The organism is Tateyamaria pelophila (assembly GCF_019966495.1).
GTDB classification, from domain to species: domain Bacteria; phylum Pseudomonadota; class Alphaproteobacteria; order Rhodobacterales; family Rhodobacteraceae; genus Tateyamaria; species Tateyamaria pelophila.
Genome location: NZ_JAIMIA010000046.1, coordinates 1 through 23,236, shown reverse-complemented (window position 1 = coordinate 23,236; position 23,236 = coordinate 1). Strand labels below are relative to the sequence as shown.

17 protein-coding genes are annotated in these 23,236 nt (G+C 58.4%); 3 read left to right on the top strand and 14 right to left on the bottom strand.

Annotated elements, in window-relative coordinates:
- Positions 1-24: 24 nt before the first annotated feature.
- From LC354_RS14805 to LC354_RS14770, 8 genes are all read right to left on the bottom strand, one after another.
- A complete protein-coding gene (locus LC354_RS14805) occupies positions 25-852 on the bottom strand; it encodes a phosphoenolpyruvate hydrolase family protein (protein WP_223425087.1) in 828 nt (275 codons plus the stop codon).
- Positions 849-3,047, bottom strand: a complete 2,199-nt coding sequence (locus LC354_RS14800) for an ABC transporter permease (protein WP_223425085.1) — start codon at positions 3,045-3,047, stop codon at positions 849-851. Before LC354_RS14800 ends, LC354_RS14805 begins: the two co-directional genes overlap by 4 nt.
- The gene (locus tag LC354_RS14795; protein ID WP_223425083.1) at positions 3,040-3,837 is read right to left on the bottom strand and encodes an ABC transporter ATP-binding protein; all 798 of its coding nucleotides are present in this window, start codon (positions 3,835-3,837) and stop codon (positions 3,040-3,042) included. The genes LC354_RS14800 and LC354_RS14795 overlap by 8 nt, the downstream gene beginning before the upstream one ends.
- Complete coding sequence (locus LC354_RS14790; RefSeq protein ID WP_223425081.1) at positions 3,834-4,880, bottom strand: branched-chain amino acid ABC transporter permease; 1,047 nt, start codon at positions 4,878-4,880, stop codon at positions 3,834-3,836. Before LC354_RS14790 ends, LC354_RS14795 begins: the two co-directional genes overlap by 4 nt.
- Entirely contained in the window at positions 4,881-5,894 is a 1,014-nt protein-coding gene (locus LC354_RS14785; RefSeq protein WP_223425080.1) for a branched-chain amino acid ABC transporter permease, read from the bottom strand.
- A 156-nt stretch (positions 5,895-6,050) separates the two neighbouring features.
- Positions 6,051-6,881, bottom strand: a complete 831-nt coding sequence (locus tag LC354_RS14780) for a helix-turn-helix transcriptional regulator (protein ID WP_223425078.1) — start codon at positions 6,879-6,881, stop codon at positions 6,051-6,053.
- 139 nt (positions 6,882-7,020) lie between these two features.
- Positions 7,021-8,061: an iron-containing alcohol dehydrogenase gene (locus tag LC354_RS14775; RefSeq protein WP_223425076.1), complete on the bottom strand. Its 1,041-nt coding sequence runs from the start codon at positions 8,059-8,061 to the stop codon at positions 7,021-7,023.
- A 133-nt stretch (positions 8,062-8,194) separates the two neighbouring features.
- Positions 8,195-9,460 carry an ABC transporter substrate-binding protein gene (locus tag LC354_RS14770; protein WP_223425074.1) on the bottom strand — a complete coding sequence of 422 codons (1,266 nt, stop codon included), beginning with the start codon at positions 9,458-9,460 and terminating at the stop codon, positions 8,195-8,197.
- 691 nt (positions 9,461-10,151) lie between these two features.
- On the opposite strand from LC354_RS14770, the gene LC354_RS14765 reads away from it, so the two are divergent.
- Positions 10,152-11,477, top strand: coding sequence for a mechanosensitive ion channel domain-containing protein (locus LC354_RS14765; RefSeq protein ID WP_223425072.1), 1,326 nt, complete (start codon positions 10,152-10,154; stop codon positions 11,475-11,477).
- Positions 11,478-11,994: 517 nt separating this feature from the next.
- Here LC354_RS14765 and LC354_RS14760 read toward each other — a convergent pair.
- Positions 11,995-13,326: a dihydrolipoyl dehydrogenase family protein gene (locus tag LC354_RS14760; RefSeq protein ID WP_223425070.1), complete on the bottom strand. Its 1,332-nt coding sequence runs from the start codon at positions 13,324-13,326 to the stop codon at positions 11,995-11,997.
- Between the two features lie 553 nt (positions 13,327-13,879).
- Here LC354_RS14760 and glgX point away from each other — a divergent pair.
- On the top strand, positions 13,880-15,955 hold the full coding sequence (gene glgX / locus LC354_RS14755) for a glycogen debranching protein GlgX (protein WP_223425068.1): 2,076 nt from the start codon (positions 13,880-13,882) through the stop codon (positions 15,953-15,955).
- A 316-nt stretch (positions 15,956-16,271) separates the two neighbouring features.
- Here the strand turns inward: glgX and LC354_RS14750 are convergent, their stop codons facing one another.
- The 5 genes from LC354_RS14750 to LC354_RS14730 form a co-directional block, all read right to left on the bottom strand.
- Positions 16,272-17,264: a TRAP transporter substrate-binding protein gene (locus LC354_RS14750; protein ID WP_223425066.1), complete on the bottom strand. Its 993-nt coding sequence runs from the start codon at positions 17,262-17,264 to the stop codon at positions 16,272-16,274.
- Between the two features lie 25 nt (positions 17,265-17,289).
- Positions 17,290-18,561, bottom strand: a complete 1,272-nt coding sequence (locus LC354_RS14745; RefSeq protein WP_223425065.1) for a TRAP transporter large permease — start codon at positions 18,559-18,561, stop codon at positions 17,290-17,292.
- A gap of 1 nt (position 18,562) precedes the next feature.
- Entirely contained in the window at positions 18,563-19,096 is a 534-nt protein-coding gene (locus LC354_RS14740) for a TRAP transporter small permease (protein WP_223425063.1), read from the bottom strand.
- A gap of 391 nt (positions 19,097-19,487) precedes the next feature.
- Positions 19,488-19,688, bottom strand: coding sequence for a hypothetical protein (locus LC354_RS14735; RefSeq protein WP_223425061.1), 201 nt, complete (start codon positions 19,686-19,688; stop codon positions 19,488-19,490).
- A 36-nt stretch (positions 19,689-19,724) separates the two neighbouring features.
- Positions 19,725-22,739 carry an efflux RND transporter permease subunit gene (locus LC354_RS14730; protein WP_223425060.1) on the bottom strand — a complete coding sequence of 1,005 codons (3,015 nt, stop codon included), beginning with the start codon at positions 22,737-22,739 and terminating at the stop codon, positions 19,725-19,727.
- A gap of 87 nt (positions 22,740-22,826) precedes the next feature.
- Here LC354_RS14730 and LC354_RS14725 point away from each other — a divergent pair.
- Positions 22,827-23,236 (top strand): transposase (locus tag LC354_RS14725; RefSeq protein ID WP_223421634.1); only part of this gene is annotated, 410 nt, incomplete at its 3' end.

Here is a 23,236-nt window from a genome sequence, read left to right as displayed (position 1 = left end):
TTTTTCTCCTCCCCGCGAAACGCTTCAGTGGCCCTTGATGGCCTTGAACGCGCGTGTTTGTTCTGTCAGCGCAACTTCGGTCGGCAACCGCTCCATCGAGGAAGCGCCATAAAAACCGTGGCAAGCTGACGTATTTTTCAGGACAAACTCGGCGTCCTGTGGTGTGGCGACCGGTCCACCATGGACCAGAACAATGGCGTCCCGATTGACCTTGAGCGCGGCTTCGGCCCATCGATCGACCAAGGCCGGGCAATCCTCCAGGGTCAGCGATGTTTCTGCACCGATCGCCCCACCGGTCGTTAGCCCAAGATGGCATACGATGATATCGGCGCCAGCCGTCGCCATCGCGGCAGCACTTTCTTCGTCAAACACATAGGGCGTCGTGAGCATGCCCTTGGCATGGGCCTTGGCGATCATGTCGACTTCAAGGCCAAATCCCATGCCGGTCTCTTCGAGATTGGCGCGGAACGTTCCGTCGATCAGCCCGACAGTCGGAAAATTCTGCACACCGGCAAAGCCGATGCGGATCAATTCGTCGAGGAACTTGTCCATCAGACGGAACGGGTCTGTGGCACAAACGCCGGCCAGGACCGGTGTGTGTTTCACGACAGGCAGAACTTCGGCCGCCATTTCGACCACGATAGCATTTGCGTCCCCGTAGGGCATCAGGCCTGCAAGGCTGCCACGCCCGGCCATACGGTAGCGCCCGGAATTGTAGATCACGATGAGATCGATACCGCCCGCCTCTTCGCATTTGGCGGACAGCCCGGTTCCGGCACCGCCGCCGACGATGGGTTCGCCGCGCGCAACCATATCGCGAAATTTGGAAAGGATAGTGTCGCGGTCGATCATCGGCGTGCCTCTTTGTGTTTGGGGGGACGACCACCGTGAAACTCGCGAAATGCGGAAACCACAGCAGTTGCAAATTCGGGGTCATTGATATTCTGCGGCAATCGGATCAATTGCCGCGTTGATGTCTGACGCACGGTGTCTTCCAGCGCGGTAAAGAGCGCATGGCGGGCCGCCGCGTCGTCGAAGGGTTGACCGGGCTTGTCCAGCATCGAAACTCCGCCTTCGGGCAGGAAGAACCGAACCGGTGCTTCCATCTCGTTGAGCCGGTCGCCAATCCAGCGGCCCATACGGCTGCATTCGTCGGCGGTGGTGCGCATCAGCGTGACCTGCGGATTGTGTTCATAGAAGGTCCGGTCGCGATATTTTTCGGGCACGGTATCGGGAGCACCAAAATTGACCATATCCAGCGCGCCAACGGACCCGATATAGGGCATCCGGCGCCGGATCACTGCGCCAAAGCGATCCTGGGTCGCAGGAAAAACGCCGCCAAACATCATGTCGCAAATCTCGGTGGTGGTCAGGTCGATCACACCCTCGACCTTGCCGTTGTCGATCAGCTTTTCCATGGACTGCCCACCAATGCCGGTAGCGTGGAACACAAGACAGTCGAAATCGTCGCGCAGCGCTTTCGTGATCTGGCTGACGGCGGGCGTTGTCACGCCAAACATCGTCAAACCGATAGCGGGTTTTGTGGATTTTCGGGCCGGTTTCGAGCGTCGGGCCGAAACCATCCCAACCATTGCCTGTGCCGCATTTGACAAGACTTCTTCGGTGATCGCGTTCAGGCCTTGGACGTCCGCAACAGAATGCATCATCGTAATGTCGGCCGGCCCGACATATTGCGCAACCTCGCCAGACGCGACGGTGGATACAATGAGTTTGGGCACACCGACGGGCAAGCTGCGCATGGCAGGGGCGACGATCGCCGTTCCGCCTGATCCGCCTGCGGACAGAACGCCCATGACGCCGTCCTGCCTGTTCATCCAGCGCAGGAACGCTTCGGTCATTCCAGCCACGGACGTGCCGCGATCACCGGTGAACACGCCTGCCGCTCCGCGCGGATGAAAGGCCGCGATTTGGTGTGCCGGGATTTCAGCGCCGGAATGTCCGCCGCTTGTCGAGAGATCCACCAATCGAACCGGCAAACCGGCGGCCCGGACGATATCCCGCATGTAACGCAGTTCCGTGCTCTTGGTGTCGAGCGTTCCGGCGACAATGACCACCTGTTCACCCGGTGCCGCGAGAGGGCGGATTTCGGTCTGAACGCTGCTGGACGTCGGCGCGCCGGTGGTCATCACACGAGCGGCGCGTTCGAGCTGTGCCACGGGAACGGGCTGCGACCAACGCGTAGGGCTCTTTGGGTTCGACATGTAGATTTTTGTCGATTTCGGGCCTGACATACCCGAAGTGCTGGCTTCGCTATCTTGCGTCTGAGCAGGTTCCGGCGTGTCGTCATGTGCGTGACGCCCGACACCCAGAAGCCTTTGTTGCAAATCACGATCGGCGGCCAGTTCGCGGGCAGGCACCATGCGATTGATCTGTCCGTTGACCATGATCGCGACGCGGTCAGCGACCGCGCAGGCGACGCCGATATTCTGCTCGATGACGAGCACGTCCATTTCGCCTTCTTCGGAGAGACGCAACAGCATGTCCTCAACCTGCGAAACGATCACCGGGGCGAGGCCCTCTGTGGGCTCGTCCATGACCAACAGCCGAGGGTTGGCCAGTAGCGCACGTGCGATGGCGAGCATCTGCTGCTCGCCGCCGGACAATTGCGCGCCGCCATTGCGGCGCCGTTCGGCAAGGCGTGGAAAGGTTGTATAGATACGCTCGATGCTCCAGGCGCCGCCCTTTTGTTCGACCAGCTTCAAATGCTCGTCAACCGTCAGCGATCGCCACAGACGACGGCCCTGTGGCACATAGCCAATGCCGAGCCGGGCAATATCTGCAGGCGATTTACCAAGCAGAGATTGACCGCCAAAGGTGATAGAGCCCGATGCCACCGGAACAAGTCCCATGATCGCCATGCAGAGCGTTGTCTTGCCCATGCCATTTCGACCGACAACCGACAGAACGCCCTGTTCCAATCGCAAGTCGACGCCCTGCAGCGCATGGGACGCCCCATAGTAGACATTGAGCCCCCGAACTTCGAGTGCGGCCGGACCTGCGCGGCTTGTGTTTCCGCGATCATTCATGACCGTCACCGAGGTACAGTTCCTGGACTTCCTGGTCGTTTTCGATCTCTTCGGGTGTGCCTTCCTTGAAGACTGTGCCGTTGTGCATCATCGTCACACTTTCCGCGACCCGCAGGGCCACGTCCATATCGTGCTCGATGATGATATAACCGATATGGCCCGGCAATCCGTTCAGAATGGACACAAGTTCGGCGCGTTCCGTGGGCGACAGGCCCGCGGCGGGCTCATCGAAAAGGATCAAACGGGGTGCGCCGGCCAACGCCAGAGCAATTTCTAGCTGGCGTTGCTGACCATAGCTCAGGTTCGATACGTCCGTGTCTCGCCATGGCGTGAGATGAACGGCCTCGATAAGCTCATCCGAGCGGGTCAGGAGCGCATCGTTTTCGCGCGGTCTTATGAACGAAAAACGGCCCCGCGATACCCCACGGCAGGCAAGATAGACATTGTCGGCGACGGTCAGTCCGTTGAACAGCAAGCTGATCTGATAGGTGCGTCGCAGCCCGCGGCGGATACGTTCGTAGGCTGGAAATCGTGTAACGTCTTCGCCAAAGAGGCGGATCGTGCCGCCCGTCGGCAAGAAGTCTCCTGTGACGCAATTGAAGAGCGTCGTTTTGCCGGCGCCATTCGAGCCCAGAACGGCGCGCCGTTCGCCCGAACGCACCGTGAGTGTGATATCGCGAATGGCGGCCAGTGCGCCGAACATTTTGGTCACACTGCGCAACTCCAAAGCGTTACCGGAACTGACGGACCCAAGCCTGTCGGCTGCCGTGGTGGTGTTGACCAAAGTCATTTCTGCTCTCCCGTCAGAGGATCGCGTTCGCGGGACCGACGTGTGCGCCAACGCTCCCAAAGACCCAGCACGCCATCAGGGGAGAAGAAGACGATTGCCAGAAAGCCCAATCCGATCAGCAGTTTGAATCGCTCGCCAGACAATCCGAAAGCCAGCAGGACATCGGGAGAAAACGTGCGCAGCAAAACGTAGATCAGCGCGCCGATAAATGGACCAATGGGCCGGGTGATCCCACCCACGACAGCGATCACGAGGATGTCGATAACCGCAGGAATGCCTGCTGTGCCCGGTGCAATCTGCGCATTCTGCCAGACCAGAAGGATGCCTCCGATGGCGGCGATAACACTGGCGAAGGTATAGGCCGCAATCCGGTGCGCCGTGACGTTGAAGCCGAGTGCCGCCATACGCCGAGGATTGTCCCGAACCCCTTGCAGCGTCAGGCCGAACGGCGCCCGCGAGACATAGATGACAGCTGCATAGCAGATCGCGGCGCAGCCAAGCGTGAGATAATAAAAGGGCATGGGCTGGCGCCAATCAACGCCGAATAGACTGGGTGGGACAACCAGATTGAAGCCGGAATAGCCGTTGAAAATCGTGTAGTTCTGGCGCGTGAAGTAGAAAAACGCGGCGGCGATCGCCAGCGTGATCATGATCGTGTAAATGCCTTCGGTGCGCACTGCGAGTGCACCCACGAGCGTCCCGAAAATCGCGGCGATGATGATCGCAATGGGAATATTCAGCCACCACGGCAGCCCCATGCTGATATCGCCCATTCCGGAGGCACCAAAAATCGCGACCATATAGCCGGCCATCGCGGCAACCGACATCTGGATCAGACTGACCATGCCGCCGTAGCCCGCAAGAAACATCAGCGAAAGTGCAATCATGCCCAGAATAAATGTCCAGCCCATCACCTGAAACAGGAAGAAATCATTGGCCCAGGCAGGCATCGTGAGCAGGAACAGCATGAGTGCCCACCATATGGGCGGTACACGCTCTATCCAGAGCGTTTGCGAGGTGGTTTTGGGTTCCGCCAAGGCCATCTATTGCTTCTCGCCCAAAAGGCCCTGGGGTCGGAAGGCCAGCACCAATGCCATGATGAGAAAGGTGAAAACGACAGAATATGTTGGCGCATAGACCAGACCCAACTGTTCAGACAGGCCAATGATCAACGCCCCGAGCGCCGCACCCGGGATGGACCCCATGCCCCCCACGATGACGACGACCAGACTTGCCAGCAAAAACCGCGTGTCTTCGCCCGGGGACAGAGATTGAAAGGTTCCACCAACGATCCCTGCCATGCCCGCGAGCCCGGCGCCGAACGCGAAAACAGCCAGGAATACGTATTGAATGCGAACGCCGGACGCCGCCAGCATTTCGCGGTCATCCACGCCGGCGCGCACCAGCATCCCCAACCGCGTCCGGTTCAGAACCAACCACATGGCAATGCCGATGACGATGGCGGCAAACAGGATCGCCATGCGGACCGACGGGTATTTGAGATAGATGATTTCGCCAGAGCTCCGAACCCCCGAAACGATGGGCAAGGTCATCGGTCCGGACAGCCAGTCGGGAGAATAAATTGTATAAGACTGGCCGCCCCATATCCAAAGCATCAGATCTGCGATCACGACGGAAAGCCCGATTGTCACCATCGTCTGTCGGAGTTCTTCTCCCTCCATGCGTCGAAACACCTGATTTTGCAGAACGATCCCGACGATCCCGACGAGAACGAACACGACGGGAAATGCGATGAACCAGGATCCGGTCCATTCCGAAACCTCGAAGCCCAAATACCCACCCAGTAGGTAGAGCGATCCATGTGCAAGGTTGACGTTGCGCATCAGGCCAAAGATCAGCGTAAATCCGGACGCCACGAGAAAATAGAGCGCCCCCAATGTGACCCCACCGAAGATCGCATTCAGAAAGACGCGTTTGCGGCCCATGACGTCTTCCATCCCGTCTGACCACGGAGCGAAGATCAGCCACAGAAATATCGCCAGCAGAAGCGCGATGATCAGCGACCAAACGGGATATCTCTTTGTGAACGCTTGCATGCATACCTGTTGTAGCCAGACCCGCTCAAGGTCGCGGTCCCAAACCCTAGCCTTCGTTTCTGGTCAGACAGATACCCGAGCGTCTGATCCTTGCACGCCGGGTCCAAAAACACGGTTGGCGTCAACCCGTTTCACCCGCCGAGGTCCAGACTCGCTTCAAGCGACATGCACGGTTCGGCGGTAAGCCGAAGGCGGAACGACACCGTTGCTGATAAAGAAACGCGAGAAACTGGCCTGACTGGAAAACCCAAGATCGAAGCCAATGTCCGCGACGCCTTCTTGGGACCCAGCGAGCATATCGATGGCGCACTCCATCCTCAGAGCATTGCGATAAAGCTTTGGGGTCAGCCCGACCTGCGCACGGAAAAGTTTGTAAAAATGCGGGCGGGACAGCCCGACCTCGCGGGCGACATCGTCAAGGTCTATCGCCTCGCAAACGCGCTCCTGGAGGAAAGTAAGCGCCTTTCGAATTCGGAAATCACGACGCGGCAGATCAGGGCCGGTAAACTCGGACCCACGCGGAGTCCATTGCCATGATTGGTCGAATGCAAATTGGGTGAGCGCGCAGAGGCGGTCTTCGATCAACAAATCTTTGCGGTCGGTATCCAGCAGAGCTTGGGCTGTTCCAAACACGAGGCGGGAAAGATGATCGGTCACCTCGATACCCGTTCGTCCAAAACACAGTGAGGCAGACGCGCGCTTTGCGGATTCCAAAAACCATCCCGGTCGAATATAGAGCACCAGTGCCAGAGTAGGATGGGAATGATCCCGCGGCTTATAGTAATGTGCTTGCCACGGGCTGACAGCGACAGCCTGTCCAGCCGACAGCGGAGAGGCTTTTCCATTTACGATGACTTCCGCGGGCGGGCCCTGCACATGAAAGATCAAATGACCTTCCCTGTGGCCGTGGGGTGCCATTGTACGATCCATGTCATATAGGCAAACACGACCGAAATGTCCGTGAAACACGGCCAATGAATCACTCATTGATTCCTCCCTAAATTCATGTTTTTTATTCTTTTTTTGGTGCTCAGAACTTCTATGGTCCCGTTCGGCACAAGTTGATGCTACCCCGAATTCCGCCACAAACAAAATGCAACGATGATATTTGGGCCTCCCGCGGCGCTCACAATGACGCGCGCATCATCCTTTCGTAGTCTGCCGCCGTAGCGAGGCGCGGATTGGTATGATTGGCCGGATCGGCCGCCGCCTGCCGGGCCGCGCGCGGCAGATGGTGCGCTTCTATTCCCTGATGCGATAGGTTGCGGGGCAGTCCGATACGTTCCGCCAAGCTCGCCAGATGTTCTGCGATATCGGCATTTGGTGGCAGATCAAGCGCCTTGCGTGGCATCTCGAAACGATCCGCAATCGCGGGCGCATTAAACATCAGAACTTCGGCCAACATGGCACCATGAAGCACGCCGTGGCGCACATGCACCGCGGTCTCCAGACCTTTCGCAGCAGCTTCGATCCCGCCGGAGCCCTTTTCAGCGGCAAGACCCGCATTCAGTGCGGCTGCGAGCAACTCTCGTCTGGCGGTGATGTCTTTGCCGTCTTGCACGGCCGCTTCGATATGAAGGGCGGTGCGGCGCAAACCATCCAGCGCAATCCCGTCTGCAGGTGGGTTGAAAGTCGTGCCAAGGTAGCTCTCCAGGCAGTGCACCAACGTATCCATTCCGGCCGCTGCGGTTGCTTCGGGCCCGGCATTCAACGTCAGGGTGGCATCGCACAGGATTGCCACCGGAATAGCGGCTTGACGCCGAGGCAGGTCGGTCACGGGCACACTGACAGGACCCAAGCCGATTGTCCCGGTCCGTGTCGGGATGGTCAAAACCGGATGATCTGCGCCGCCGATCAAGCGGGCAAGATCCACAGCACGCGTCCCGCCAAAGCCGATCAGAGCGTCGCAATTCGCCTCAGCCAGAACGGCGTCCGCCCGACAACATGCGTCCGCATAGTTTGCGGAACTGTCTGCAACGAACGATACGGGCGTCACGGAAGACGGCAGCGCATCAAACAGTCGGTTCAGTTCGTCCGGTCCTGTTGCTTCATCATCTGACAGGACCAAAAGACGGCGTATTCCGTGCCGCGCGATTTCAGACGGCAGGGCATCTTCGAGGGCATTGTCGGCAAAGTGGACACGGGTCAGATAAGATATGAGAGACACTTGTCGCTCCCTCCCGATCAGAGAGGCTTTGATGGACCGCATCTGTGTTCAGTAGCACAGTCAGCGGACTTCAATTTCGATATGCAGGGCCAGCATTTTGCCAGCCCCGCACAGTCGTCAGGTTGTATCCCCTTTAGCCGCCGTCACGAAGGGCCGCGCAATCTGGATTGTCGCGCGAGGGCAGGCCCATGGCGGTAAAGTCTTCGACAGACATCCCAAGGGTCTGATTGACGTTGTCGGCGCGGGCCTTGAACTCGTTCTTCAGGCCGCCTTCACCGTCGTCGACAACTTCGTTGATGAAGACAGAGCCGGTCGCTTGCCGATTTTCGTTAAGCGTCACGGTCCCAAGGGGCGTATCCAGCGGCATCGTCGACAGCGCCTCACGGAATGCAACCTGGCCATCCGACAAATCGCCGTCAACTTCGTTCAGCCCCTGAATTGCAGCCAAAGCAGCGACATAGTAGCCGACACCGAAGAGGGATGGAGAGGGAAAGCGTTCGTCTTCCGGGAAGGCATCCTGATAAGCCGTCACGTAGCTCTGCCAGGCCTCATCCGGATTGTCGTCGGCCAACGGGCCCGAGGTTGGCGTTCCGATCAATGCGTCCTTGGCGCGGCCGCGTGACGTCAATACTGTCTGGTCGGCCATGATCGTGCCGCCGATCAGGTTCGTTTCCGCCCCTGCCTGACTGTACTGGTTGAGGAAGTTGATCGCATCCGTTCCCCCGACCCCGAGATAAATCGCGTCAACGTCGTCAGGCAGGGACGCAATCACGCCGCCGAAGTCCGACGATCCCAACGGGACCCAGAACCGCTCGACGATTTCCCCACCAGACCGGCAGAAATCAACGGCAAATCCGAGGAAGTTTGTGTAGCCAAACGAATAGTCCGCCGCCACCGTGGCAACTTTGGTCCATCCCTTTTCATTGACGACGTAGCTTCCAAGCCCTGCACCCCATTGGGCGCCATCAAGATTGAACCGGAAGAAGTTTTCCGCCGGATCGACCCATGTCGTCTCCAGCGCGCCCGAAATCCCGTTGATCACCGTGTTGTCCGGAATTGTCTTGGCATAGTCTCGCATCGCGATGCCTTCGGACCCGGACAGCGGTCCGAGGATAATGTCCACTCCGTCCTGTTCAATCAGCTTTCGAGCCTGGCGAACTGTGGTGTCGGGGGTCGTGTCCGTCGGGGCAACGACAAACTCGATCTTCTTGCCGCCGGCCATTCCGCCAGCTTGCTGAATTGCGAGTTCAACATTTCGCACACCATCCGCGCCGCCCTCGGCGAATGCGCCTTCGAGGGCCACGAGGATGCCGAATTTGACCGTGTCGTCCTGGGCCATGGTTATGGATGGCAGCAACAGTGCTGCTGTTGAAACCGAGGCGATAAGTGCCTTTTTCATGAAATTCCTCCCTTATGGTGTGCAGGCTGTCGTATTCTTTCGTTGCCGCCCCGACACCTGCTGGCGGAGCACAACGCAATCTGAACAGGCTAAGCCAATTCCGGCTCCTGTCAGACCCCCGGCGGTTCTGCGTTATATCCTCACGTCTTATTTTTTTGCGGCTTTACTCTCATCAAACCACCCACCGACGGCCTGACGAAGCCGCCCGATTTTGGCTGTCTGGTGGATCGTATGTTCGCGACGCCTTTGAAACGGACGCCCAGAATAGCAAGTAGATCTGATTTGCGCGCCAGCCTTTGACAACAATTACATCGCTATTCGTCGGATACGAACCGTCGCCGAACCGGCAAAGACCTCGGCAGGTAACGGGCACTAAGCCTTCCATACTGGGGCGCTTATATCGAGATAGGGAATGACGCCCTTGGGGACGGCCTGCTACAAACGGGTTACGGACAAATCTCCGCTATTCTGATCACGCCTATCATCACCAGCCCTCAACGGAGACGCACCAGATGCCAGACATTCCCAGAAACAGACGGCATAGGGTGTTGAGCTCACCCAAGATTATCGCGAAAAGGCATGGCACGCTGCACCTTCAAGCTCCCGCGCCCACGGCTGCGGTTACATGATGGCCCGAGATTTTTCAGATGCGTTTCTTCGCGTGAGAAGCGTCCTATGCGCGATCATTTGGGTGGCGATACTGTCCGGCTATGTATCGGCCCAGACAGCCGTACCGTCAGATGATGAGGCACTCGCCGCACCCGAGCAACAGGTTGAAATTGATCCGGTCGCACCCGATCTGGCGATCCAGATCCGCATCGAGAGCATTCTCGACGCTACAAACTGGTATCGCGATGTTTCTGTTCTCGTTGACGAGGGGGTCGTCTTCCTTGACGGTGTGGCACAGACCGATGCGCATCGGGTCTGGGCGCGGGACCTGGCGTCGAAAACGTCCGGCACCGTCGCTGTAGTCAATCGGATCACCATAGAGAAAAAGTCTGTCTGGAGCTTTGCGCCGGCACTGTCCGAGTTGGAAAAACTCGCCCGGGATGCCGTCGCCGTTCTACCGCTTGTACTGCTCGCGGTTCTGGTTCTACCGCTCGCCTGGTATGGCGCGCGTCTCGTTGCGCGATTGGCGCGGTGGCTGCTCTTGGGGCGTATCGAGTCGACTTTCCTGCGGTCTGTCGTGGCACGGGCGCTCGCTTTTCCGGTATTTCTGCTCGGGCTCTATATCGTATTGCAAGTTGCGGGACTGACTCAGCTTGCGCTGTCATTGGTCGGCGGTGCCGGCGTGATCGGCATCGTCATCGGGTTTGCCTTTCGCGATATCGCCGAGAACTTCCTCTCCAGCCTCATCCTCAGTGTGCGCCGTCCGTTTCAGCGTGGCGACTATATCAGCGTTGCAGGCATCTCCGGCACCGTGAGCAGCATGAGCACCCGCAGCACCTTGTTGACCTCGCCTGATGGAAACCAGATCCACATCCCGAACGCGACCATTTTCAAAAACGTCATCGAAAACTTCACCTCCTCACCCAAAAGGCGCGGCGAATTCACCGTTGGCATCGGGTACGACGCAGGGATTGCCGAAGCGCAACAGATCATCCTTGATTGCTTGCAGGACCAAAACACAGTCCTGTCGGATCCGGAGCCCATGGTTCTGGTGGAGGAACTCGGCGCGTCGACTGTGAATATCCGATCATATTACTGGTTTGACGGACAAGTGATTTCCGCGATCAAGCTGAAATCAGCACTTTTACGTGCCGTGAAATCGGCTCTGACTCTCAATGGCATTTCCATGCCGGACGAAGCGCGCGAGGTCATCTTTCCAGAAGGTGTGCGTGTATTGACCGACAAGACCGACGCGCAGAGCATTCAACTCCCGCCGCAGCCTCTTGCAAAGCCGAAACCGGAACCGGTCACCAGCGTGGCAGAGCGTGACCTTTTGTCGGAAACGCCTCCCGAGGACGAAACCCCGATTACGCAGGCTAAAGGCGACTTGCTTGGACCGAGGGAGTAACCGCCCTGCCCCTCCTTTGACGAAACCGCAAGTCACCCGACCCTATCCTGGCGACTTGGGGAGTTGGACGCACTTCATAAAGCGGAGTCTCACTCGTATCGCGGTGGTGTCAGAACCGCTTTAAAAACCACGAATGTCGGCGTGTGTCATACCAATCCTCGCCCGCCAGATACATATAATGCGGCGGGTTTGGTTTGCGTCCATTCGAAGTTTCCGGAACTTCCTGACCATCAGACCGCAAAATCCTTTTTGCCAAGCGAGCCAAGCCGTAACAGAGCGTCGGACGGTACTTACCCCAAGATACGCTTGGATTCATAAGCTTTGGCACCGTAAGCAGAGTCAGCACTTGAACTGCGACGCCAAGATCTTTCGCGGCTCATTCCAGAGCCTTTTCGTCAAGGTCGATCAATGGGGTCTCGACACTTTCTTTCATGAGAAGCGGTGCGGAATCGACATCAAAACTATCCGAACCACCAGAGATCAATGCCAATTTACCGGTTATTCCAAGCTTTCTGATCTAATCATCCTTTCGCGTATCAGAGAAAAACTCTTCCGCGAAAGACGGGTGTACGGGCGTTGCCGCAGTGAACGCATCCACCTTCGCCTTCGCGGCGATGAGGGCTCCTGCCATGGCAATGATGTCTTCCGCGCCCCGCGCCGCGATCGCCGCACCAATCAGGGCATTCGAGCTTTCGTCCGCGCAAATCTGGTAGAAATCGGACGCGGCCGGGTTTGACGCCATCACGTTCTTCTCAAGCGGCGTAACGCACCCTTCCCGAGCGGGAGCATGCCCGACCGTTCCGACATGGGCGGCGGGCGGATAAACGAATGTGGTCGTCGCCACGAGGTCAAGATCGATCGCGGATGCACCATTTCCATGCAATTTATGTGCAAGGACCGTGCCATCCGCAGACGCCACCGGGGTCAGAGGCAGACGGTCCGCCACGTCGCCTATCGCATAGATGCCCGGGCAACTCGTCTCGAACTCCTTTGTCACCTTGAGGGCGCCACTGTCTGCCGTGTCCAATTGCGCTACCAGAACTCCGAGGTCGTCGATATTAGGCACCCGTCCTGTCGCGGCGACGATGGCGTCTGCCATTTTCGTTTCACCGGATTGAAGGGTGCAGCACGTCCTATCTGCCTCTTTGCGCACCGTACGCACACCGTAGTTCAGGTATAGGTCGATGCCCGTATTGCGTAGCCTTTCCTGAACGTGGAGGGCGAGGTCTTTGGGGTAGGCATCCAAAATGTGCGGGCCGTCGTGGATCAACGATACAGTCGACCCCAATGCGGCAAAAATCGCTGCAAACTCACATCCGATGTAGCCACCGCCGACAATCACGATCCGGTCGGGGCGCCGAGCCCATGACAAGACGTCATCACTATCCTGAAGGAACTCGGACCCCTCGATCTCAAGGACAGCGGGCCGACCGCCAGTTGCAAGCACGATTTGATCGGCCTTGAATGTTTTCTGGCCAACCTCAACCGTTTTGGCGTCGACAATCACGGCTTGGCCGCTTTCTGTTCTGACGCCCGCGTCCTTCAATGTGTCGACATAGGAAGCCCTGATACCGGCAATATGTGAGTCGCGTTCTTTGACCAAAGTCTCGAAATCAACTGGGTTGGCTTGCATGATCTTTTGAGCTGCCGCATCTTTGACCGAATTCGCCAAATTTCCTGCCGCCCAAAGAATTTTCTTTGGAACGCAGCCTCGGTTAACACACGTGCCTCCCAATTGTGCACGTTCTACCAGCAGGACCCGACCGCCGATGCGCCCGGCAGTGGTGGCGAAGGCCAGTCCGGCAGAACCACCGCCGATCACGATCGTCTCGAATTTGCTTTCTGCCACCGCTATGCCCACCCCAAATATTGAATTTAAGCAACGCGGTTTGAGCGAGAAGGTTCCTGAGGTATGAAAACTCAAAACGGTATTGTCAGCAGGAGGCCCTATCTGAACAGATCTGGCAAAAGCAGATATGCGGCAGGACACCAAAATCATATCGCGGTTTTACCCGGCCTCAAGGCACCGGGAACCTATTGCGAACGCCTGCGTTTCACTGCGTAATATCACTCCACAGGTAAGCAGGTCATGACGTCAATGCGCAATTTGGTACCAACCATGCTTGTTTATGCGCGGAACTGTGGCGCGTCAGGGTTGCGTCGTGTTGACAAACCCACGAACCTGCAATGGCATTCCGACGCAGAGTGTGCGCTTGCGCGTCGGACAGAGGATCGGGTTTGATCCACCGAAGCCGAAAAGCGGGTTTGGGCGGCCAAGCAGGGGACATCCTCGGAATGCTCGCGCGCGGTGACGCTATGCAATACGTCAAACGGTCACGTGGACGGCGCGTCGGGCCTTATCGTAAAATCAAGGGCCTGTCGGGCGGAAATGAGCGAACCATATGGAAGATTTCAGTGTTTCCGGTGCGACTTTTGACGCCTCATTGGCGCGCGTCGATGAATTGGGGGCAACGCTTCGGGATGGCGGCGTAAACTTCGCCCTGTTTTCGGAGAACGCAACCCAGGTTGACCTGTGCCTGTTTGACGAAACCGGCAGACAACAGTTGTTCTGCGGGCCATTGCCGGACATGGAAGGCGGCATCTGGTACGGCTTCTTACCGGATCTCCAGGAAGGTCAGCGCTATGGCTACCGGGTGCATGGTGCATATGCACCTGAGGAGGGTCATCGGTTCAATTCCGCAAAGCTGTTACTGGATCCGTATGCGCGCGCGATGATGGGCGCGTTGCAGTGGGATGACGCCCTGTTCGGCTACAAGGTCGATGAAAATGATATGATCTGCGATACCCGCGACAGCGCGCCCTACATGCCGAAAGGTGTGGTGGTGGGTGATCTGGATACGTGGGATCGATCAAATGCCCTGAAGACGCCATGGACCAAAACGGTAATATACGAGGCCCATCTGCGTGGCCTGACCATGCGCCACCCGGGAATTGCGCAGGCTGACCGCGGCACATTCACTGCGTTGGCAAGCCCGCCGATTATCGACCATCTTCTACGCATCGGCATCACGGCCATCGAACTGCTGCCGATACATGCCTATCTGGATGATCGCCATCTGATCGAACAAGGCTTGCGCAATTATTGGGGCTACAACACGCTGTCCTTCTTTGCACCACACGCGCGCTATCTCAAATCATGGGACGTGCGCGAGATACGGCACGCCATCGACCGGTTCCACAATGCCGGGATCGAGGTGATCCTCGATGTGGTCTACAACCACACATGCGAGGGAAACGAAAACGGACCCACTTTGTCATTCCGTGGTATAGACAACGCAGCCTACTACCTGCTCTCGCCCGAGAACCCGCGGCATAGTTTTGACACGACTGGTTGCGGAAACACGCTGAATGTCGAACATCCCATGGTCTTGCGCATGGTGATGGATTCACTGCGGTATTGGGTCGAGGTCATGCATGTGGATGGGTTTCGTTTCGATCTTGCATCGACCCTCGGACGCGAGGCAACCGGTTTCGAAAGAGAAGGGTCATTCTTTGCGGCGATCCGGCAGGACCCGGTGCTGTCGAGCGTGAAACTGATAGCTGAGCCCTGGGATGTCGGATACGAAGGGTATCAGGTTGGCGGGTTCCCCTGGCCATTCCGCGAATGGAATGATCAGGCCCGTGATGACATCCGGGCTTATTGGCGGGGCGATGAATCGCTTGTGCCTGCGGTGGCGGAACGCCTTTCGGGATCGCCGGTACAGTTCGACCATTCGCACCGCCCGGCCACTTCCTCGATCAACTTCGTCGCAGCGCATGATGGATTCACCCTTTGGGACACGGCAAGCTATACCGAAAAGCACAATGATGCGAACGGCGAGGAGAACAAGGACGGCCACAACCACAACCTGTCTGACAATTTCGGGGTTGAAGGGCCGTCGGACGATCCCGCCATCCTCACTGCGCGCGAAACCCGTGTTCGCGCCATGCTCGCCACGATTGCCATGGCCCAGGGTGTGCCGATGATCCTGGCAGGAGACGAATTGGGGCACACGCAGAACGGCAATAACAACGCCTATTGTCAGGACAACGATCTCGCTTGGCTGGATTGGGAAAGCGCCCGGGACGGGATCACGCAGTCCTTGTCAGATGCACTGGCCCTGCGGCGGTCCCTTTCGAGCTATGTTCAACGCCGGTTCGCCCGGGCGGAGGAAAACGAAGGCCGCAATCAAACTCATTGGTTCCATCCCGAAGGTCGCCGGATGACGCAAGCCGACTGGGACGATGGTGGTCTTCGATGTTTCGGCCAGCGCACGCGCACGGAGACCGGCCAAGACATCCTCATCATTCTCAACGCTGGCGAAGCTTGTGAATTCCGCCTAACTGAAGGGGAATGGCATCTGCGCTTCGACAGCGGCCGGGACAGTCCTTCGACGCCTGAACTCGTTTCGGGGCAAATTACTGTGCGCCCCCAAACCGTCCTCGTGACCACGTGTAATCAAGAAACAGATGACTGATCAACGCAGCTTTCACGAGGCTGCCATGCAAGCCATGACTGAAGTCGCCACTGATTACATCAGTTGTCCGCGTTGGCCCTTGGAGCGCTTTGTGTGTGGTTTAAAAGACGTCCAGTCTCGAAACGGTTAACCAAGCGCCCAATTTTTTAAAACGATCGTGAAACGCGTCTCTCAGCGAAGGGGTGACGCGAACTCCAGAACATCCATTCGAAAGCGCCTGCACCATGGAGCTCTGGGGGTGTCATCGGCAGGGGTGAACTTCGAGGAAAGGGGCGACCGTGATGGCCGCCCCTCTCCAACTCAGTGATCAATCGGATCAGTTGGAGCCCATGAACGCCTCAAAGCGGTTCTTGAATTCGGTCGCTTCCGGCTGGTCGGTCAGGATGATGTCCCAGCTTTTCTTGGCCTCCACCATGAACGGCGTGAGATCGGGTTCGAGGATTTCGACACCGGCTTCTTGAGCCGTGACCATACCGGCATCTGCAAGCGCATCATGGGCCTCGATACCAACGGCGATTGCATCTGTTGCGGCTGTTTGGATCAGCTCCTGCATCTCGGCGGGCAAAGCGTCCCACCACGCTTTCGACAGAACCATCACAGTGGTGGACTGGTGCGCCTTCGTCATGGTGTAGGTGTTGACGGTTTCGTAGAACCCATCTGCGACAATCGCGTCCGGTGAGATTTCAAGCGCGTCGACGACGTTGTTCTGGATCGCCATGAACAGCTCCCCATACGACATCGGCGTCGGCTGCGTGCCCATCGCCTTGTAGGCTTCCACGAAACCCGGTGTCGGCAATACGCGGATTTTCAGGCCCTGCATGTCTTCGATGGATGCGACCCGCGCAGGGGCTTTGGATGCAACGGAGCGTTCGTAAATCGAGCCGAAGCCAAGACCGTACATTCCGTATTCACCGAGCAGATCCAGCATTTCACGACCCATGTCGCTTTGCAGAACCTCATATGCCTGCTCCTTGTCTTCGAACAGATATGGCAGGGACAGAACGCGGTAAGCCGGCACGATCGTTTCCAGCGTCGAACCGCCCACAAAACCACCGGTCAGAATGCCTGTGCGCATCGACTGGATGGCACGGGTTTCATTGCCTGCTTGTCCGCAGCACTGGATCTCAACCGCGATGTCGCCGCCTGAGCGTTCTTCGACCAGTGATTTGAATTCGTTGAGGGTAACCTGGTACGGGCTCTGATCGCTCAGAACATGCGCCATCGTCATGGTATACTCTTGCGCCTGCACGGAACCTGCGGCAACCACCAGTGCTGCGGCGGCTCCAAAGACGGTATGTCTGAATTTCATTACAGTAATTCTCCCTGTTTTTTGGTTAGCGGAGCAAGGCAAGCGAAATGCCCGGGACGTAGGTGATGACCATCAGGTTCGCGATAAGGACCATCAAGAACACCGCGAGCGGCCGCATCAGTTGCTCCATGCTGATGCGTGCAATTCCACATGCGATGAAAAGGTTCACACCGACCGGCGGCGTGACCATTCCAACGGCAAGATTTACGATCATGATCATTCCGAAATGGACTGGATCCACACCGTAGCTCACCGCGATGGGCGACAAGATCGGGCCAAGAATGACGATGGCGGCAAAGGTTTCCATGAACATGCCCACCACCAGCAGGAAAATGTTCACAAGCAGCAAAAAGTAGATCGGGTTTTCGGTGACCGTGGTCAGCAGCATGCCGATCTGTTGCGGGGCCCGCAACAGATGCAGGGCAAAGGCAAACATCGCGGCGAAGGCGACGATGATCATGACAACCGAAGACGTGACCGCCGCACTTGCGAAAATACGGGGAAGCTCCTTGAACGAAATCTCCCGGTAGACGAACAAGCTCAGGATCAGCGCATAGAACACGGCAACCACGGCCGCTTCGGTCGCGGTGAAGATGCCGCCAAAAATACCGCCCAGAATGATGATCGGCATGAACAGCGACAGCGATGCCTGCCAGAATGCCAACGATACCGCGCGCGCCCATGGGCCCAGTTCAAAGGGTTGGCGTTCTCCGTAGCCCATGATCCAGGAGACGAGGATCGCGGTTGTCATCAGCGATGCCCCCACCATCAAACCCGGAAGGAACCCGGCGATAAACAGGTCTGTGATCGAGATGCCTGTGATCACGCCATAAATCACCATGGCGACCGAGGGGGGAATGATGACACCCAACTCCCCCGAGGCGGCCGTGGTCGCGGCGCTGAAGGGGCGCGGATATTTCTGCTTTTCCATCTCGGGGATCAGCATCGACCCGATCGCTGCGGCCGTCGCCGCCGACGAGCCGGAGATCGTTGCGAACAACATTGACGTCATGACAACCGCTGCGGCCAGTCCACCACGCACCCAACTGACCAACGCTTTGGCAAGGTCGACAAGCCGCCGCGCGATGCCGCCATGTTGCATCAACCGCCCCGCCAGCACGTAAAGCGGCAGCGCCATCAGGGCGAAACTGTCCAGCGATTCAAATATCACCTGCGGAATGGCAATGAAAGGAATGTTCTTCTCGACAAGCGTCGGGATCGCCGCAAGGCCAAGCGACATCGCAATCGGCACGCTGGCGACAAACAGGACAAGAAGAACGGAAACCAAAAGGATCATATCAATCCTCCGGAGCGAAGTCGGAGGCAAACCGGATATCGCGCCCCTCGAGGATCGTTTCGGCGATCAGAGCCAGAGAGTTAAGGATCATGAGAACCATGCCCACGGGCATGGCCCAGTAGACTGCATCTCTTGTGATGCCCAAAACCGGACTGGTCTCTGATTTTCCAAGCTCGACGAATTCGATCCCGACCATGAAAAGCAGTCCAAAAAAGGCAATGCTCAGGATCATCACTGCGTAGCGGACCGGCACACCTGTCTGGGCAGGCAGTTTGCGGACACCGAATTCCAAGGCGATCATCCGCGCGTGGCGCACGCCAACCGCGGCACCCAGAAACACCATCCAGATCAAGGTGTATCGGGCCAGTTCTTCGGTCCAGGGTGCAGAAATATTGATATTCAATGCCGTCAGGACAAAGCGCACCAAAACCTGCGTCATCACCGCCAACGCGACAACGCCCAATAGCGCGCCGACAATTGCAGTTACTACCACATTCAGCTTGTCGATGATGTTCACATACAAACGCAAAAGCAATGTCCAGTCACAAGAGGTTAGGTGTCTGCAGATTTGCGCCTGCGCGGTCTGGATCACTTTACGGGAGTCGCATTTGTGCGCAAGACAAATTTTAGTTCACCATGCGCACATATTCTGTAGCGACCTTTTTTGTGGAAGGAATGTCGCTTGAACATGCGGTCGTCGGCTGATGTTTGAATTGGACGTCACCGATCAGATGAAAACGTCACCGAACGCCTCCCGATCGGACTTTCAATGCGCATGAACAGGTTGGAGGCAAACGCCCATCCGGAGATCTTGCGTCATCGATTACAGCTTTGCAGAAAGACCGCAGAATATCCGTGTTTTCTTGCGCTGAAGCGGCTTTCAAACGCAGTCGGTGGTGTGAACAAGAAACGGCGTTTTGCCCGAGTCACGTTTGCCGCTTTTGGGTGAAATGCGCGTCCCAGCCTGCAATGGCGGCGTGATAGAAACCGTTCAGACAGGTCTCCGGCACACCAGATGCGGAGGCAATTGCAGGCAAGACCTCCGGTTCCGACGTTCCGCCGCCGATGTTGGTAGTGGCGCGTTCGGACGGGGCGTCGAGCACGTTCAGAGTGACATGGGAGCTCATTGTGCACGCGCCGCAAGCGTTCGATCCGTCCGCAATTCACCCGGCCTCGTGCGTTCGCCCCGTCGCTCCGGAGCGCGCTCTACCGTCCGAATCCAGAAGGAACAGCCGCGCGAAGATCGACGAATAGGCGGGCACCAGCACCATCTGCAACAGCGACGCGAACAGAACGCCAAACCCGGGCGCGACAGCCGTTGGGATGAGGAACTGCGCCTGTACCGAAGTTTCGAGGATCAACGGCGTGATACCGAGGAAGGTGGTCAGCGTTGTCAGGATGATCGCCCGGAACCGCTGCAGCGCGGCCTCTTCCACCGCATCGAGCGGGTGCGCGCCATCCTGTTCGACCTCGCGCATGAAATCGACCATCAGCAGCGCGCCGTTCATCAGAACGCCCGATAGGCCGACCACCCCGAACATGCTCAGCAGAGTCAAATCGAGCCCCAGCGCCGCATGCCCAAGCACCGCACCTACCATGCCGAAAGGCACCGTCAAAAGCACGACCAGCGGCCGTAGATAACTTTGGAATGCCAGCGACAGCACCGCATAAATGGCAAAGATAACCAGTACGAAGTTGAGGGCCAATGCAGACGTGAAGCGCTGGGACTCCTCCTGCTCGCCCCCGACACTGACCTCGACATCCGGGTAATCGGTCGATAGCTGCGGCACGATCTCGTTCAGGATATACTGCGTTTCCGCACCCCCCGTGGTGACTGCCGAATTCACATCCGCCGTCAGCGTGATAACGGTGCGTCCGCCGATCCGTTCGATGCTCACCGGAACCGGCTGGAACTGCAGGTTGGCCAGCGTGGTCAACGGAACCAGGCCGCTCGGCGTGGCGATGCGCAGGCGGGTCAAATCGGAGATGGAGTCACGTTGCGCGCCGGACAGGCGCAGGCGCACATCGACCTCTTCCTGATTGCGCGCGATCTGGTCCACGGTCACGCCGTAAAACGCACCTCGTACCTCGTTCGCGACAGTCTGCAGGTCGATGCCATAGCTTGCCGCGGCATCGGTGAGGGTGATTGCGATTTCCTGCGCCGATCCGGCCGAGCTGTCGCGGATATCCTGCACGCCGTCCCGCGTTGCGAGCGCCTCGCGGATACGGCCGACCACCGCCCCGCGCGCGTCCGCGTCCTCGGCCGACACCTCCAGCCGGATCGCCGCCCCAACGCCGACAAGGCTGGACGAAAACGACAGCGTGCGCGCGCCCGCGACCTCGCCTACAGCCTGACGCCATTCTTCGGTAAATTGCCCGGCGGTGATCTCCCGCTGACCCGCATCCAAAAGCCGTGCCGAGACCCGCGCGACATTGCCGGTCTGCACACCGCTCCCGCCACCGCCGCCCTCGGACCCGGCAAACCCGATCTGCACTGATGTCGCCTGAAGCAGATCGGCGTTACCGAAACCGTCCGCCGTGGCGCGCGCGGCCTGGGTCAGTTGCAACGTTCGCAATAGCGTTTCCTCTTCGCTCGTGCCTTCGGGAAAGGTCAGTTCGGCCGTGACAAAATTGCCTTCGATCGCCGGGAAGAAGGTGAACCGCACGACGCCGCCCGCAATCAGCCCGGCCGTCATGACCGCAATTGCCACCGAAGCGACAAAAACGAAGATCGGATGGGCCACCGAGCCGCGCACGATCTTGCGTAACGGACCGTCCATAAAACGCTTCAAACGCCGGTCCACGACCCCGCGCGCAATTTCGGTAGCCCGCCGGGGCGACCAGCGGCGCGGTGCTGTCAGGGTCACATGGGACAGGTGATGCGGCAACACGAAGAAACTCTCCACCAGCGACAGAAACAGCACGTAGATCACGACGGCGGCCACCGGCCCGATAAAAGACCCGGACGATCCGGGGATGAACAAAAGCGGGACAAAAGCAAGGATCGTCGTCGTCACCGAGAACAGGATTGGCGTCCAGACCCGCATGATCCCGCGTTCCGCAGCGTCGCGTGCATTTCCCACGCCCTTCTCCAGCTCGCTGTAGATATTTTCGCCCACAACGATGGCGTCATCCACGACAATCCCCAGCGCGAGAATGAACCCGAAAAGAGACAGCTGGTTGATTGTCGTGCCAAACACCAGCATCGGCGCGAAGGCCCCCAGAAACGCCACCACGACACCCACCGAAACCCACGCTGCGATGCGCAGATCGAGAAACAGCATCAGCACGATCAGGATCAGGACCGCCCCGATCGCGCCGTTCTTCATCAAGAGGTCGATCCGCCCCTGCAACTGTTCGCCCGAATTGCGCCAGACCTCGGCGGTCACGGTATCGGGCAATTCGGCGACGAATTCGTCCTCCAGATAGGCGATGGCGCTTTCGGTCAGCTTCAGTACCTGCTCCCCGCCCGCCCGGTTGACCCGCACGAACACTGCGGGCTGCCTCGCCACCATCGCCCGGATCGATCCTTCGGCCAGCGTTTCGCTCAGCTGGGCGATGTCCGACAATCTGACCTGCGCCCCGTTTTCACCGGCGAACAGAACGGTGTCGGCATAGTCGTCCGCGCTGTCGGCATCGCCCAGCGTCCGCACTTGAAAGCTTGTTCGGCCCGTGTCGATGGAGCCGCCCGAAAGGTCCAGGTTAGCCGCGCGGATGCGATCGGCGAGCTCGGTAAAGCCAATGCCGTAGGCCAACAGAGTTTCGCGTGAAATGGCAATCTCGATCTGATCCGTCGGCACGCCAGAGATTTGCACCTGGCTGATCCCGTCCTTCGCGGTCAGATCGTCGCGCATCTTCTGCGCCAGCGCCTTGAGCGTCTGGCGCGGAATGTCACCGTAAATGGCAAATTCCACGGCAAGCTCGGTTGGTTCCACTTCCGTCACACGGGGTTGTTCGGCGGCGGACGGAAAAGTCGTGATGCGCGAAACCTCGGCTTCGATATCGTCCTTTACCTCGGTGATATTCGCGCTGCTTTGCAACTCGGCACGCACCGTGCCGACCCCCTGACTTGCGGTCGAGGACAGCTCGCGCACGCCTCCCAATCCCTGTAGCTGTTCCTCGATCGGGGTCAGGATCGCGTCGGCAACCTCGGACGGGGTTGCCCCTGGATCCCGCATTCCCCAAGTGGATCTCTGATTTCGCTGTCTTGAACGTGATATTTTCTATATATATCATGGCGTTGGTTGCTGCGGAGGATGTGTTTCATGGATCACCCAGAGGGTGCGGGCTTGCAGCGGGCAGATCGTGTGGATTTTGACCCTCGCGTGCGGCTGGAATTCCGGGGCGCTCAGCTCAGTTCGGATGGCGGCCTTCTGGTGATGCGCGAGCTTGATGACGCGCTCGGTCTGTCCAATCTGGCGTCTGCTGCCCTGTGCGATAATCGCCGTGGCAAGAACACGATCCACCGGCTCGACGGGCTGTTTCGGCAATCGGTCTACGGCCGGTTGGCAGGATACGGGGACGTCAATGACGCCGACCGTCTCGCGCTCGATCCCGTGATGCGCCAGGTTGTCGGTGGCCGTGCCGTCGATGCGCATGCCGCATCCACGTCGCAGATGGGCCGGTTCGAGACCGAGGGACTGGCGACCGCAGAGAACCGGGCGGCTCTGTCTGA

What these genes read in the sequence shown, in the direction of transcription:
- glgX (WP_223425068.1), top strand. Translation starts at nt 13,880, where the DNA reads ATGGAAGATTTCAGTGTTTCCGGTGCGACTTTTGACGCCTCATTGGCG.
- LC354_RS14750 (WP_223425066.1), bottom strand. Translation starts at nt 17,264, where the DNA reads ATGAAATTCAGACATACCGTCTTTGGAGCCGCCGCAGCACTGGTGGTT.
- LC354_RS14745 (WP_223425065.1), bottom strand. Translation starts at nt 18,561, where the DNA reads ATGATCCTTTTGGTTTCCGTTCTTCTTGTCCTGTTTGTCGCCAGCGTG.
- LC354_RS14735 (WP_223425061.1), bottom strand. Translation starts at nt 19,688, where the DNA reads ATGAGCTCCCATGTCACTCTGAACGTGCTCGACGCCCCGTCCGAACGC.
- LC354_RS14800 (WP_223425085.1), bottom strand. Translation starts at nt 3,047, where the DNA reads ATGAATGATCGCGGAAACACAAGCCGCGCAGGTCCGGCCGCACTCGAA.
- LC354_RS14790 (WP_223425081.1), bottom strand. Translation starts at nt 4,880, where the DNA reads ATGGCCTTGGCGGAACCCAAAACCACCTCGCAAACGCTCTGGATAGAG.
- LC354_RS14770 (WP_223425074.1), bottom strand. Translation starts at nt 9,460, where the DNA reads ATGAAAAAGGCACTTATCGCCTCGGTTTCAACAGCAGCACTGTTGCTG.
- LC354_RS14795 (WP_223425083.1), bottom strand. Translation starts at nt 3,837, where the DNA reads ATGACTTTGGTCAACACCACCACGGCAGCCGACAGGCTTGGGTCCGTC.
- LC354_RS14730 (WP_223425060.1), bottom strand. Translation starts at nt 22,739, where the DNA reads ATGCGGGATCCAGGGGCAACCCCGTCCGAGGTTGCCGACGCGATCCTG.
- LC354_RS14805 (WP_223425087.1), bottom strand. Translation starts at nt 852, where the DNA reads ATGATCGACCGCGACACTATCCTTTCCAAATTTCGCGATATGGTTGCG.
- LC354_RS14785 (WP_223425080.1), bottom strand. Translation starts at nt 5,894, where the DNA reads ATGCAAGCGTTCACAAAGAGATATCCCGTTTGGTCGCTGATCATCGCG.
- LC354_RS14780 (WP_223425078.1), bottom strand. Translation starts at nt 6,881, where the DNA reads ATGAGTGATTCATTGGCCGTGTTTCACGGACATTTCGGTCGTGTTTGC.